Origin of the sequence: Conservatibacter flavescens, from assembly GCF_002795425.1 — a bacterium.
Classification (GTDB): Bacteria; Pseudomonadota; Gammaproteobacteria; order Enterobacterales; family Pasteurellaceae; genus Conservatibacter; species Conservatibacter flavescens.
Map to the genome: position 1 here is coordinate 1 of NZ_PHHA01000044.1, position 15,030 is coordinate 15,030.

Here is a 15,030-nt window from a genome sequence, read left to right on the forward strand (position 1 = left end):
TGACTGACTGACTGACTGACCTTCCATGTTTTTGGTATTCCATAATATTGAAGCCACTGGGTTGATGGACAAAATGATAATGGGCGGTATCATAACCTAAAAATGCGGTAAGCGTGAGACATTTATCAGGGAAATTCGTTATAATTTATGATATTTGTGGAAATATGGAAAGAATATGAAACTGAATTCTCAACAACAACATGCCGTTGAATATGTCTCTGGGCCTTGTTTGGTTTTGGCTGGCGCAGGGTCGGGTAAAACTCGGGTGATTATTAATAAAATCGCGTACTTGGTAGAAAAGTGCGGTTATTTACCGAAAAATATTGCTGCGGTTACGTTTACCAATAAAGCCGCTAGAGAGATGAAAGAACGGGTGGCACATTCCATTGGCAAAGCGCAAAGTAAGGGATTGATTGTTTCCACATTTCATACTTTAGGCTTTGATATTATTAAACGAGAATATAAGCATTTAGGGTTTAAAAGTAATATCACATTATTTGATGAGCATGATCAACTGGCTTTATTGAAAGAATTAACGGCAGATTTGTTATCAGAAGATAAGGATTTGTTACGGGCATTGATTGGGACAATATCGAATTGGAAAAACGATCTTATTATGCCTGAACAAGCTTTAGCGCAGGCGAGAGATGAGAGACAACGTACCTTTGCGCTATGTTATGGGCGTTATGCCGCACAAATTCGCGCTTATAATGCTTTAGATTTTGATGATCTGATTATGCTACCAACACTGTTATTTAAACAGCATGCAGAAGTGCGGTCGAAATGGCAGGAGAAAATTCGTTATTTGTTGGTCGATGAATATCAAGACACGAACACGAGCCAATATGAATTGATTAAATTGTTGGTGGGAGAACGTGAGCGTTTTACTGTGGTTGGTGATGATGATCAGTCCATTTACTCTTGGCGCGGGGCGCGTCCACAGAATATGATTCGCTTGCGTGATGATTTTCCTCGTTTACAAGTGATTAAATTAGAACAAAATTATCGTTCTACTCAGCGGATTTTACATTGTGCAAATATTCTGATTGATAATAATGAACATGTGTTTGATAAAAAATTGTTTTCCAATTTAGGTGAGGGCGAGAAGTTACATATTATTGAGGCGAAAAATGAAGATCATGAGGCTGAACGTGTCGTCGGAGAGCTGATCGCACACCGCTTTTCTCATAAAACAAAATATAAGGATTATGCCATTTTATATCGCGGCAATCATCAATCCCGATTGCTAGAGAAAATGCTTATGCAAAACCGTATTCCCTATAAAATTTCAGGCGGTACATCGTTTTTCTCTCGTGTGGAAATCAAAGACATGATGGCCTATTTGCGACTGGTCGTGAACCAAGATGATGACGCGGCATTTTTACGCATAGTGAACACACCGAGACGAGAAATTGGCACGGCAACGTTGCAAAAATTAGGGGAGTTGGCGCAAGAAAAACAGGTGAGCTTATTTGAGGCCATTTTTGATTTTGAACTGATTCAACGTTTAACACCGAGGGCTTATGAGGCCCTGCAAAAATTTGCTCGCTGGATTGTGGAATTAAGCGATGAGGCCTTACGCTCAGAGCCTGAAAACGCGGTGAAATCCATGTTAAATGGTGTGCAATACGAGGCATATTTGTATGAACATGCCAATAGTCCGAAAATCGCTGAAATGCAAACACGTAATGTGGCGACATTGTTTGAGTGGGTGGCTGACATGCTCAAAGGTAATGAAGTTGATGAACCGATGAGTTTAAACCAAGTTGTCACTCGTTTGACCTTACGCGATATGTTGGAGCGCGGGGAGGAAGATGATGAAAGCGATCAGGTGCAATTAATGACCTTGCATGCTTCCAAAGGGCTAGAATTTCCCCATGTGTTTTTAATCGGTATGGAGGAAGGTATCTTGCCTCATCAAACCAGTATTGATGAAGACAATGTGGAGGAGGAGAGGCGGTTAGCCTATGTGGGGATCACTCGCGCGCAACAAACGTTGCGATTTACGTTATGTAAAGAACGCCGCCAATTCGGTGAATTATTACGTCCGGAACCTAGTCGTTTTTTATTGGAATTGCCGCCTGATGATTTACAATGGGAGCGCGACAAACCGCCCATGACCGAAGAACAAAAGCAACAAAAAGCCGCCAGTGGCTTAGCAGGCCTACGGGCGGCATTGAAAAAGTAGGATAAACTATTGTCCCAGTGTCGCGACCATAACGGCTTTGATGGTGTGCATGCGGTTTTCAGCTTCATCAAATACGATAGAGGCATCGGATTCAAAGACTTCGTCTGTGACTTCTAAGCCATTCATACCGTATTTTTCGGCCATCGCTTTACCTACACTGGTATTTTCATCGTGAAATGACGGCAGACAATGCATAAATTTCACTTTAGGATTACCAGTGCGTTCAAGTAGGGCTTTATTTACTTGATAAGGCTTCATTAAATTAATGCGTTCTTCCCAAGCTGATTCAGGTTCGCCCATAGATACCCAAATGTCAGTATAAAGGAAATCAACGTCTTTTACGCCTTCATCTACATTTTCTGTGCAAGTGATTTTTGCCCCCGTTTTTTTCGCGATTTCAGCGACTTCATCGAGTAATGTTTGTTCTGGCCAATAGGCTTTTGGCGCAACTAGACGTAGATCCAATCCCATCAGTGCAGCACCTTCTACAAAGGAATTTCCCATGTTATTGCGTGCATCACCTAAATAAGCCATTTTTATTTGATTAAGGCGCTTGCCTTCACTGTGTTCAAGCATGGTGAGGAAGTCTGCTAAAATTTGGGTTGGGTGAAATTCATCGGTTAGACCGTTCCAAACAGGAACACCCGAATATTTTGCTAATGTTTCAACGAGTTCTTGTCCATAACCGCGATATTGAATACCATCATACATACGACCTAGCACACGAGCGGTATCTTTCATGGACTCTTTGTGGCCGATTTGTGAGCCACTTGGTCCGATATAAGAGACATTTGCCCCTTGATCAAACGCAGCGACTTCAAACGCACAGCGTGTTCTGGTTGAGGTTTTTTCAAAAATTAAAGCGATATTTTTACCCTTTAAGCGGGGTTGTTCAGTACCAGTATATTTCGCTTTTTTGAGTTCTGCGGATAAATCGAGTAAGAATTGAAATTCTTGAGGGGTGAAGTCCATAAGACGTAAGAAATGGCGATTACGAAGATTGACTGGCATGATAGTTTTCTCCTTAGATATGGTGAGTGTAAATTAATTATACTCGCTTGGCTAAAAAAAACTATCCCTTCAGAGACGAAGGGATAGTTGTGCGTTATGATATTTTTTGATGAATATCGAAACGATCTGATACAAAACCATATAATGTCCAGCCGATAAAGGTGGCAATGGCGCCATATGTCATTGCTTGTTCTCCCGCAGCATAAAGCGCATAGATGCTGTATAAGGAGCCAATAAAGGCGACAATGGTGGTCAATTTAGCTTTTGAGGCCGGCACATGTTCCGCTTTTTGTAATACGGCTAATGCTGCCATCGAAAGCAAATATGGAATAATATTAGTCACGACAGCTAAATCCACTAAGACATTAAATTGTTTGTTTAATGAAGGACTAATGGTCATCAACGAAAGTAGGGTTTGAATGGCGGTAATGGTAATCATACCTACTACAGGCGCATCTTTGCTGGTGACTTTTTTAAAGAATGCTGGGAAATAGCCTTCATCTGCAGAAGATTTGAATACTTGCGCAATGGTAAATTGCCAACCCAGTAAAGAACCAAAACAAGATAATACCATTAACCCCATAACGATTTTGCCCGTAGTTTCATCAAACATATGCGCAAAGGCTAAACCAAATGGGGCGGTAGAATTCGCTAATTCTAAATTAGGTACAATGCCCGCGATGACATTGGTTGAAATAATGTAAATCACAGCTGCCCCAATTGTTCCGCCTAAAACCGCAATAGGGACATTTTTTTCTGGGTTTTCGACCACATCAGTATTGGCACAAGCAGATTCCAAACCGAGAAATGCCCACAAAGTCATGGAAATGGAAACACCAATCGCTTCAAATGTGGGCACGTTGTGAGGGTTCCAAGAACGTACATACAGTTCGCCATCAAACCAATACCACCCAATGAAACATAAGCCGACTACGGGAATAATAACGCCCCATATAGTAAAGGAACTGATATTGCCGGTAATGCGAGCGCCACCGAAGTTTAATACTGTGGCAAGCCAGAGGGTAAAGATAGTCCACATGGCAATGGAAATAGGCGAAAGTGTGATTCCCATTAATTCTGAACCATAACCTACTGCAGAGATTGCGATAGCGGTGTTGGCAATAATTAAGGAAACCCCATAAGTGTAATTTGCCATAAAGTTTCCGGCTTTACCGAAAGAATATTCCGCATATCCTCCCATGCCGCCTGACTTACGGCTAAACATTCCACATTGTGCAAAAGCATAAGCCAGGGCAGTTGAGCCAACGGCTGTGACGAGCCAAGACACAATAGAGATTGTTCCTATTTCAGCTAATTTTGTTGGCAACATGATGATACCGGAACCCATCATATTTACCATCGTTAAAATGGTCAGCTGAACGACACCAATTTTATTACTTTTCGTACTCATAATTTTGTCTCCAAGTGCGGTTGTTTTGCGAAAACTTTTTTAAAACCTACCGCACTTTTGTTGTAATTAGTATTCAGTCAATACATAGCCATAAGCGCGTGTGCGTCCATCAGGATCATGTTGTAAATAGACCCCTTGAATTTCAGGTGCAAAACCTGGTAGCAAGTTAATCCCTTCTTCTAGTGCGAGGAAGTATTGTTGGGCTGTGCTACTCCATTTTTCACCGGGTACGACACAAAGCACGCCTGGAGGGTATGGCAAGGCGCCTTCCGCTGCGATACGCCCAACAATGTCAGTTAATGGCACGAGTTCCACTTTGTTGCGAATAAGTTGAATATTCGCTTCATGTGGATTCATGGCATAAGTTGGGAATGTTTCACGACGGAAGAGCGCGCGCTGTAATTGTTTGACATTACGGCTTACATAGAGATCGTGCATCTCTTGACACAATTGACGAATAGTATAACCACGATAACGTTCAGCATTATTTTCGTAAACTGTTGGTAATACGTCTTTTAATAAGGAGTTTTGTTTGATATGCTTCTCAAATAATGCGATTTGGGCGACTAAGGTTTGCATTTTTGTTAAGGTTTCAGCAGGCGTTAACAAAAATAAGATGGAGTTCAAATCGCATTTTTCTGGAATAATACCGTTTTCGCGTAAATAATTGGCTAAGATAGTTGCAGGCACGCCAAATGATTCATATTCACCGGTTTCAATATTAATACCTGGTGTTGTGAGTAAGAATTTACATGGATCAACAAAATATTGATCTTCTGCGTATCCTTCAAATTGATGCCATTTATCTTGAGCATGGAATTTAAAAAATTCTAAATTATTGGCGATTTCATCGGTGTCATAGTCTTGCCACTTTTTACCATTTACCTGAGTTGGGATAAACGGTTTGATGAGTTCACAAGAATTTAAAACGATTTTCCGTGCTTCGACACCAATTTTTACGCAGTCTTGCCATAACCGGCGACCCGCGGCACTGCCTTGAATTTTGGCATTGACATCTAGGGTAGCGAACATTGGGTAAAATGGACTGGTTGAGGCGTGTAGCATGAACGCGTTATTAAAGCGTTTATGGTTACAATATCTTTCTTGTCCTTTGATATGTTTATCTTTTTTATGAATTTGTGAGGCTTGTGAGAAACCGGCTTGTTGTTTGTGCACCGATTGGGTCACAATAATACCAGGATCGTTTTCATTTAATTCCAATAATAATGGTGTGCAGTCTTTCATCATTGGAATAAATTGCTCATAGCCTACCCAAGCAGAATCAAATAAGATATAGTCACAAAGATGACCAATTTTATCCACTACTTGACGAGCATTGTAAATGGTACCGTCATAGGTCCCTAATTGAATCACCGCTAAACGAAACGGACGAGCTAAATTTAATTTATCAGGAGCGGTTTCTTTGATGAGCCCTTTTAAATAATCTTCGTCGAAACAGTGGCTATCAATACCACCAATAAAACCGAATGGATTACGTGCGGTTTCGAGGTAAATTGGCGTCGCACCAGCTTGAATCAATGCGCCATGATGGATTGATTTATGGTTATTACGGTCAAAGAGTACTAAATCACCTGGGGCAAGTAATGCATTAGTGACGACTTTATTGGCTGAGGATGTGCCGTTGAGTACAAAATATGTTTTATCTGCATTGAACACTTGAGCTGCATGTTTTTGTGCATCGCAAGCGGCGCCTTCATGAATTAATAAATCACCAAGTTTTACGTCGGCATTACAGATATCGGAACGGAAAATATTTTCTCCATAAAAATCATATAAAAAACGCCCCGCAGGATGTTTGCGAAAATATTGACCACCTTGATGTCCTGGACAATCAAATGCCGAATTACCCATTTCCACATACTCACTTAGCATTTTAAAAAATGGTGGTAGTAGCTTTTCTTCATAAAGATGTGCAGCGGTCTCAATTTGGCGACTATATAAAGTAAGATCGTAATTATTGAGATCTTGAATATGATAAATTTGATCGAAATAGGTTTGATCGAGTTTATCGCCTTCACTGAGTACAACAAATATAGGGAGGTTAAACTCAGTTTGTTTAATGGAAGCAATATGCTCTTGAATTTCAACTGAGCTTAATACTACCGCTGCGACATCGGTGAAATCAGTCTCATGAATAGAGACTAATTCTCGATGAGATGTGAAGTATTTTTTCACGAGTGGACTATATGCTATTTTTAAATTTCGCATAATATTCTCCTTGATTTTAAATAAAGATAATTCACGCCATTATTTATAAGTAATAGCGTACGAATATAAATAATAAAAACGACTCTGTTATTTATCACTTAAACAGAAAGATGTTTATTTATTATTTATTTGGAATAGCTAAATAAAATTATTTTTCAATATAAAATATAATGAAATAAATAAAATTCATTTAGCAGGGGTTTGAAAGCACAGGCTTTAAATAAAGCTGTGGAACGGCGAGATTCTAGAGCCAAAGATAGAGTAAGAAAAGCACGAGCGATGGGAAGGCATCATAATATGTCTTGTTCTGCGAATATGAGCCATAAGAGAACGACCTTTAGTAGGATTATATTCTCTGTGAATATCTGATATCAACATAAGATTCTCCTAGTTTTATTTAAAACCGCCTTATATTTTATTTAAATTCAGATAGAGTTTAGTTTTATTATTTTAAAAGTCAACTTATTTAATCATATTTTTTATATTGTTTTATTTAAAGTAAAATAATATATTTTAGAAATGTTAACCCTGTTATTGAATATATTTAAATGTATTATTATTTGAAATAGTATGTGATAGATATATTACGCAAATGTGAGATGAAATGTTAAAAGTAAATGGGATATAAATCCCATTTACTTTGGTGATTAATTATAATTGTTGATGTAATTCTTGTACTGAATAAACATCATATTGTGATAAGCTTTTTATACTTTGGATAGCCGCCTCTGCACCTGCCATCGTTGTTTGATAGAACACTTTTTGTTGTAAAGCGCTACGACGGATAGAATGGCTGTCAGCCACCGATTCAGACAAATTACTTACTGTATTTATCACCATAACGATTTCATTATTTTTAATGGCATCAACAATATGTGGACGGCCTTCGCGTACTTTATTGACGGTTTGTACCGTTACTCCATGTTCGCGTAAATATTTTGCCGTACCGATGGTGGCACATAATCCATAACCTAATTCTTGTAAAGCATGTGCAATTGGTAACAAACGGGCTTTATCACGATTATCGACGGAGACAAAGACTTTACCTGTTTTTGGAATACGTTCACCTGCGCCTAATTGTGCTTTCAGGAATGCTTCAGAGAACGTTTTACCTACGCCCATGACTTCACCGGTTGAACGCATTTCAGGCCCTAAAATGACATCTACACCAGGGAATTTGATAAATGGGAACACCGCTTCTTTAACCGCATAAAAGTGCGGTGTGATTTCCTCGAGAATATTTTGTTCTTTCAGAGATATTCCCGCCATAACCCGTGCAGCAATTTTTGCTAATGGCAAGCTTGTCGCCTTGCTCACAAATGGAACGGTGCGACTTACACGCGGATTCACTTCTAATACATAAATGACGTTATCTTGAATCGCAAATTGTACATTCATGAGGCCCACGACATTTAAGGCATGCGCCATCGCTTTGGTTTGGCGACGAATTTCAGCTTGAATGTCTTGGTTGAGGGAATAAGGTGGTAAAGAACAGGCTGAATCACCACTGTGAATACCGGCTTGTTCAATATGTTGCATGATGCCACCGATTAAGACCTGTTCGCCATCACAGATACAATCTACATCGACTTCAATCGCGTTATTTAAGAAATGATCGAGTAAAATCGGACTATCGTTGGAGACAGATACCGCTTCACGCATATATTTTTTCAATTCGTCATCATTATATACGATTTGCATTGCACGGCCGCCCAATACATAAGAAGGACGTACAACTAATGGATATCCCACTTCGTTTGCCAATGTTACGGCTTCTTCACTATTGCGAGCAGTACGGTTTTCCGGCTGTTTTAAATTCAGATCTTTTAAGATTTGTTGGAAGCGTTCCCGATCTTCTGCCGCATCAATGCTTTCGGCGGAGGTACCGATGATATTTACACCATTGGCGTGTAAGTCATTCGCCAGTTTTAGTGGCGTTTGACCACCGTAATGCACGATGACCCCATAAGGTTTTTCCACATGAATGATTTCGAGTACATCTTCTAGTGTTAATGGTTCAAAATACAAACGATCTGAAGTATCGAAATCTGTAGAAACGGTTTCAGGATTACAGTTTACCATGATAGTTTCAAAGCCACTTTCACGTAAGGCTAATGCTGCGTGTACACAGCAATAATCAAACTCAATGCCTTGTCCTATACGGTTTGGCCCACCACCTAGAATCATGATTTTCTGCTTCTCTGATGGGCGGGCTTCACATTCTTCCTCATAGCTAGAATAGAGATAAGCAGTATCAGATTTGAATTCACCCGCACAAGTATCTACGCGCTTATAAACAGGGTGTAAGTTAAGAGAATGTCGTTTATTTCTTACCGCACTTTCGCTAGTTTGGGTAAGTTGTGCAATGCGTTTATCAGAGAAACCTTTGCGTTTTAAACGGCGTAATTCTGCATAATCTAATTCATCTAAGTGGCGTTTTTCTAATGCGAGTTCTTCTTGTACTAAATCTTGAATTTGAATTAAGAACCAAGGATCGATCTTACTGTAATGATGGACTTCTTCTAGGCTAAATCCAGCGCCAAATGCATCGGCAACGTAGAGGATACGAATTGGGCCAGGATTGCCGAGTTCTTGGCGGATTTTTTCTGGTTCTTCTGACATTAAATTGAATCCGCAAATACCGGTTTCTAGACCGCGTAAGGCTTTTTGTAGCGATTCTTGGAAAGTCCGTCCCATCGCCATCACTTCGCCAACGGATTTCATTTGGGTGGTTAAGCGATCATCGGCCTGTGGAAATTTTTCAAAGGCAAAGCGAGGCACTTTAGTGACGACATAATCAATTGATGGTTCAAAAGAGGCTGGAATTAAGCCACCTGTAATATCATTACGCAACTCGTTTAAGGTATAACCTACCGCCAGTTTTGCAGCCACTTTCGCGATAGGAAAACCGGTTGCTTTTGAAGCCAACGCAGAAGAGCGGCTCACACGAGGATTCATCTCAATTACGATCATTTCCCCGTTTTCTGGGTTTATCGCAAATTGAACATTTGAGCCACCTGTATCTACCCCGATCTCACGTAATACTGCCAAAGAAGCGTTACGCATAATTTGATATTCTTTGTCGGTTAGGGTTTGAGCAGGGGCGACAGTAATTGAGTCGCCGGTGTGAACACCCATTGGATCAAAGTTTTCGATGGAACATACGATAATGCAGTTATCCGCTTTATCACGTACCACTTCCATTTCATATTCTTTCCAACCCAATACGGATTGTTCAATTAATAATTCATGGGTGGGCGAGGCATCAAAACCACGCTCGCAAATTGCTTGAAATTCATCTCGATTATAGGCGATCCCTCCACCAGAACCCCCCATCGTGAATGATGGACGAATTAAGGTTGGAAAGCCAACTTCTGCTTGTGCGGTCCAAGCTTCTTCGAAGGTATGGCAGACAAAGGATTTTGGTGTGTTTAAGCCTATTTTAGCCATGGCTTCTTTAAAACGGCCACGGTCTTCAGCTTTATCAATGGCATCTTCAGTTGCACCAATTAATTCCACATTGTATTTTTTTAATATCCCTTCTTTGGATAGATCTAATGCACAATTGAGCGCCGTTTGCCCTCCCATTGTCGGTAAAATGGCATCAGGTCGTTCTTTTTCAATAATTTTTGCTACTGTTTCCCACGTGATTGGCTCTATATACGTGACATCCGCCATATCTGGGTCAGTCATAATGGTGGCAGGATTAGAGTTCACCAATACTACCTTATAGCCTTCTTCACGTAGCGCTTTACATGCTTGAGCGCCGGAATAATCGAATTCGCAAGCTTGCCCGATGACAATCGGGCCTGCTCCAATGATTAATATGGTATTTATGTCTGTACGTTTTGGCATCTTAGTATCTCTTTATCTTAAGTGGGTCCATAGCCCTTACTATTTGGATTAATAGGCGATCGCTTGAGTATGTGTATGTTTGATTTTACGCATTTCATCAGTAAATTTATCAAACAAATAGGCAATATCATGAGGACCTGGACTTGCCTCAGGATGACCTTGGAATGAAAATGCTACCTGATCCGTTAATTCAATGCCTTGCACAGAATGATCAAATAAAGAACGATGCGTGATTTTCACATTTTTTGGCAAGCTATGTTCATCAACTTCAAAGCCATGATTTTGGCTGGTAATCAAGACTTTTTGGCTGTCCAGATCTTGTACCGGATGATTACCACCATGATGACCAAATGCCATTTTTTTCGTTTTACCGCCAACGGCTAAGCCTAATAATTGATGGCCTAAACAAATACCAAAAATAGGTTTTTTGGTTGCTAATAATTCTTGAATCGCATTAATGGCATAATGACAAGGCTCAGGGTCTCCTGGGCCATTAGAAAGAAAAATACCATCAGGATTCAGGGCTAAGACGTCTTTGGCGGGGGTTGTGGCAGGCACAACAGTAATATGACAACCGCGCTCAGCCAGCATTCTTAAAATGTTGCGTTTGACACCAAAATCATACGCCACAATATGAAATTCAGGATGATTATTTGATACGAAGCCTTGTCCCAATTTCCATTCCCCTTCAATCCATTCATAACGTTCGGAAGTGGTCACTTCTTGAGCAAGATCTTTACCAGCCATCGAGCCAAAACTTTTGGCAAGAGATAAGGCTTTTTGTTCATCAATATCCCCAGCCATGATACAGCCCGCTTGTGCGCCTTTATCACGTAAAATCCGGGTTAGGCGACGGGTGTCTATATCTGCAATAGCCACGACGTTATTGGCTTTAAGATAATCGCTAAGACTTGCATTTGCACGGAAATTACTGTGTAGTAACGGAAGGTCACGAATAATTAAGCCACTGGCATAAACTGCATGAGATTCGGCATCTTCATCATTTGTCCCAGTATTGCCGATGTGGGGATAAGTGAGGGTTACAATTTGTTGAAAATAAGAAGGATCCGTTAGGATTTCTTGATAACCTGTCATTGAGGTATTAAATACGACCTCACCAATAGTATGACCGCTAGCACCGATTGCGGTACCATGGAAAATGGAACCGTCCGCGAGGACTAAAATTGCCGGTTCAGACATGAATTACTCCTAAATAATGTAATCTATTTGGGTTGAACACTTACGAATGTTCATTAACCACAACCTAGTAAAATTCGACAAAACTGACCGCACTTTTTTGTCACGGCAGTATTATAAATTAACCAAATCGTGTCTGAATGTTAATCAAGTTGACTAAGCGCTTTTATTTTAAATGAGCTAGTCTTTCCTTTCAAGCAGAATTCGCAAACGTTTAATTGATTATTTATTCATTTATTTTGCATAAATATCCAAATAAAAGCAAGTATCTCTTTTGCTATCATGCGCGTAAATTATTTGTAGTAAAGGGTTAAGTTGTTTACAATAGGTACATACTTTTAGGTTTGGAAGGCAGTTATGAAAAAGAAAAATATTCTTGCAACAGTATTATTAGGCAGTATCGTATTGACAGGTTGTGCGACAACGGATCCACAAACCGGTGAACGTAATGATCCCTTAGAAGGATTTAACCGTACAATGTGGGGCTTTAACTATAATGTAGTGGATCCTTACGTGTTAAAACCTGTCGCAACAGGTTGGAAAGAATATGTGCCGTCTCCTATTCGCACGGGCTTAGTAAATGTTGCGAATAATCTTGATGAGCCGGTCAGTTTTATTAACCGTTTACTGGAAGGCGAAGGGCAAAAAGCGATGGTGCATTTTAACCGCTTTTGGATTAATTCCGTGTTTGGTTTAGGCGGACTGATTGACTGGGCAAGTTATAGCGAACCGCTGAAAATTGATGGAAATCGTACTTTTGGTGATACGTTAGGAAGCTATAACGTCGAGCCGGGTGCTTATATTATGTTACCTCTCTATGGGCCAACCACGCCAAGACAAGCCGTAGGATCTGTGGTTGATTCTGCTTATACCTATCCTTTTTATGAGTGGGTAGGTGGGCCATGGGCATTAGTTAAGTGGGGTGTGCAAGGTATAGATGCTCGGGCAAAATTATTAGATCAAGATGCGTTATTACAACAAGCTCAGGATCCTTATATTACGTTTCGTGAAGCGTATTATCAAAATTTAGAATTTAGAGTAACAGATGGCAAAGGCTCAGAAAAGCAGGAAGTGCTCTCTGAAGATGAATTAAAAGAAATAGACTAAATTAAGGATATTGTTATGGAAATGACCTCGACCCAACGTCTTATTTTGACGAATCAATATAAACTCATGGCCTTATTAGAGCCACAAAATGCCGGAAAATACCAACGCTTAGAAGCTATTGTAAAGGGTGGCTTCCGCCGAGAATTAAAAGAGTTGGATAAAGAGTTTTGTGATTTATCAGAACAAGAATGCCAAATGGTGTTAGATACTTTGGAAATGTATAATGCGCTAAATGTGTCATATGAGCAACTAGCGGATAAATCTAGCATTAGTGAATTGCGTTTACAATTTCCTGGATATTGTGCTATCCGTGAGCGTAAATACCTTAATTATTTACGTTTTATTACGGGGATAGAGGGAAAATATCAGCATGTGATGGAGTGCGAGCATGGCTGTGATTCTCAAACACCAATGTGGGATAAATATAGCAAAATGTTAGATGTGTTACATAGCTGTCCACATGAGTATCATCTCAGCGCGAGTGAAATTGAACGTATTTTGAATGCTTAATTGTCAATTAGGGCGCATGATGCGCCCTAATTATTGAGTTGTAAAACGTAGCCTGTTTTATTGATGGAATTTGGGAAAATTAAATACCAAACTCGGCTTGATAAGCTTGCATAGCTGGCAAATATTGACGATATTTTTCATCTTTCTCAATAAATTGCATCAAGTCATCTAAATCAATAATCGAGAATACCTGACATTGATAATCCCGCTCAACCTCTTGAATGGCGGATAGCTCGCCTTTGCCGCGTTCTTGGCGGTTTAAAGCAATTAAAACCGCACTTAATGTGGCGCCATGTTCAGCAATAATATCCATCGCTTCTCGAATAGCTGTACCAGCTGTAATGACATCATCAACTAGCAAAACGTTGCCTTGTAGCGGACTACCGATTAAATTCCCTCCCTCACCATGATCTTTAGCTTCTTTACGGTTAAAGCAAACAGGTTTGTCAACGTTGAATTGATTTGCTAGGGCAATGGATACGGTGGTTCCGATGGGTATACCTTTATATGCAGGACCAAAAATCATATCAAAATTTACCGCACTTTGTTGAATGGCAGCGGCATAAAATTCCCCTAAACGAGCCAAATCAGCACCGGTATTAAACAACCCCGCATTGAAAAAATAAGGGCTGACACGTCCTGATTTAAGTGTGAAAGCACCGAAACGCAACACATTACGGCTAAGGGCAAATTCGATAAATTGCTGTTTGTAGTTTTGCATATTGACCTCAATTATTGTGCGAGTGCTTGATGTTGTACGGCAAAAATTTGTTGGCAACCTTGTTTGGCAAGATCAAGCAATTGTAATAATTCTTCATGGCTAAAAGGCTCACCCTCAGCCGTACCCTGTACTTCAATCATTCGACCATCTTCACACATCACAACATTCATATCTGTTTCTGCCGCAGAATCTTCGACATATTCCAAATCACAAACGGCCTCACCGTTGACAATGCCAACAGAAATTGCGGCGACTAATCCTTTGATGGGATTGGTTTTTAAGGTGCCATTTGCCATTAATTGATGGATAGCATCACAAAGCGCAACGCAGGCGCCGGTAATTGAAGCGGTACGTGTTCCACCGTCGGCTTGAATCACATCACAATCCAACGTAATTGAACGTTCTCCTAAGGCGGTTAAGTCAATCATGGCACGTAAAGAACGCGCGATTAAGCGTTGAATTTCCATCGTACGGCCGCTTTGTTTACCTTTGGCAGATTCCCGCTGCATACGACTATGGGTTGAACGTGGTAACATACCATATTCCGCCGTGACCCAACCTTGCCCTTGCCCTTTTAGAAAACGAGGTACATTCTCCTCAACAGAAGCGGTACAGAGCACTTTCGTATCTCCAAACTCGACGAGCACGGATCCTTCAGCGTGTTTTGTATAGTGGCGAGTAATTTTAATTGGGCGAGCTTGATTTAATGGACGGTTATCCGGACGCATGATATTTCCTCTTTTCTATTAAAAAATTGGGTTATTCTAGCACGCAGGGGGATTTATGGGTACAATGTGGAAT

Annotated in this window: 11 protein-coding genes; 3 read left to right on the forward strand and 8 right to left on the reverse strand. The window is 40.3% G+C overall.

Annotation, left to right across the window (positions count from 1 at the left end):
• The first annotated feature begins 175 nt into the window (after positions 1–175).
• Entirely contained in the window at positions 176–2,188 is a 2,013-nt protein-coding gene (gene rep, locus CVP05_RS12290) for a DNA helicase Rep (protein WP_100289850.1), read from the forward strand.
• 6 nt (positions 2,189–2,194) lie between these two features.
• On the opposite strand, the gene argF is transcribed toward rep, so the two are convergent.
• The 6 genes from argF to carA form a co-directional block, all read right to left on the reverse strand.
• On the reverse strand, positions 2,195–3,199 hold the full coding sequence (gene argF, locus CVP05_RS12295; protein ID WP_100289851.1) for an ornithine carbamoyltransferase: 1,005 nt from the start codon (positions 3,197–3,199) through the stop codon (positions 2,195–2,197).
• A gap of 94 nt (positions 3,200–3,293) precedes the next feature.
• Entirely contained in the window at positions 3,294–4,610 is a 1,317-nt protein-coding gene (gene potE, locus CVP05_RS12300) for a putrescine-ornithine antiporter (RefSeq protein ID WP_100289852.1), read from the reverse strand.
• Between the two features lie 66 nt (positions 4,611–4,676).
• Complete coding sequence (gene speF, locus CVP05_RS12305; protein ID WP_100289853.1) at positions 4,677–6,839, reverse strand: ornithine decarboxylase SpeF; 2,163 nt, start codon at positions 6,837–6,839, stop codon at positions 4,677–4,679.
• Positions 6,840–7,055: 216 nt separating this feature from the next.
• Positions 7,056–7,217 carry a leader peptide SpeFL gene (gene speFL / locus CVP05_RS12860; RefSeq protein WP_100289854.1) on the reverse strand — a complete coding sequence of 54 codons (162 nt, stop codon included), beginning with the start codon at positions 7,215–7,217 and terminating at the stop codon, positions 7,056–7,058.
• A 273-nt stretch (positions 7,218–7,490) separates the two neighbouring features.
• On the reverse strand, positions 7,491–10,694 hold the full coding sequence (carB, locus tag CVP05_RS12315; RefSeq protein ID WP_100289855.1) for a carbamoyl-phosphate synthase large subunit: 3,204 nt from the start codon (positions 10,692–10,694) through the stop codon (positions 7,491–7,493).
• A gap of 48 nt (positions 10,695–10,742) precedes the next feature.
• Complete coding sequence (gene carA / locus CVP05_RS12320) at positions 10,743–11,894, reverse strand: glutamine-hydrolyzing carbamoyl-phosphate synthase small subunit (protein WP_100289856.1); 1,152 nt, start codon at positions 11,892–11,894, stop codon at positions 10,743–10,745.
• 354 nt (positions 11,895–12,248) lie between these two features.
• Between carA and CVP05_RS12325 the strand changes: the two genes are divergently transcribed.
• Positions 12,249–12,998, forward strand: a complete 750-nt coding sequence (locus CVP05_RS12325) for an MlaA family lipoprotein (protein WP_100289857.1) — start codon at positions 12,249–12,251, stop codon at positions 12,996–12,998.
• 15 nt (positions 12,999–13,013) lie between these two features.
• Positions 13,014–13,508: a YfbU family protein gene (locus CVP05_RS12330; protein WP_100289858.1), complete on the forward strand. Its 495-nt coding sequence runs from the start codon at positions 13,014–13,016 to the stop codon at positions 13,506–13,508.
• Between the two features lie 79 nt (positions 13,509–13,587).
• Here the strand turns inward: CVP05_RS12330 and pyrE are convergent, their stop codons facing one another.
• Together pyrE and rph are read right to left on the reverse strand one after the other, a co-directional pair.
• Positions 13,588–14,229, reverse strand: coding sequence for an orotate phosphoribosyltransferase (gene pyrE / locus CVP05_RS12335; RefSeq protein WP_100289859.1), 642 nt, complete (start codon positions 14,227–14,229; stop codon positions 13,588–13,590).
• An 11-nt stretch (positions 14,230–14,240) separates the two neighbouring features.
• On the reverse strand, positions 14,241–14,957 hold the full coding sequence (gene rph / locus CVP05_RS12340; protein ID WP_100289860.1) for a ribonuclease PH: 717 nt from the start codon (positions 14,955–14,957) through the stop codon (positions 14,241–14,243).
• Positions 14,958–15,030 lie beyond the last annotated feature (73 nt).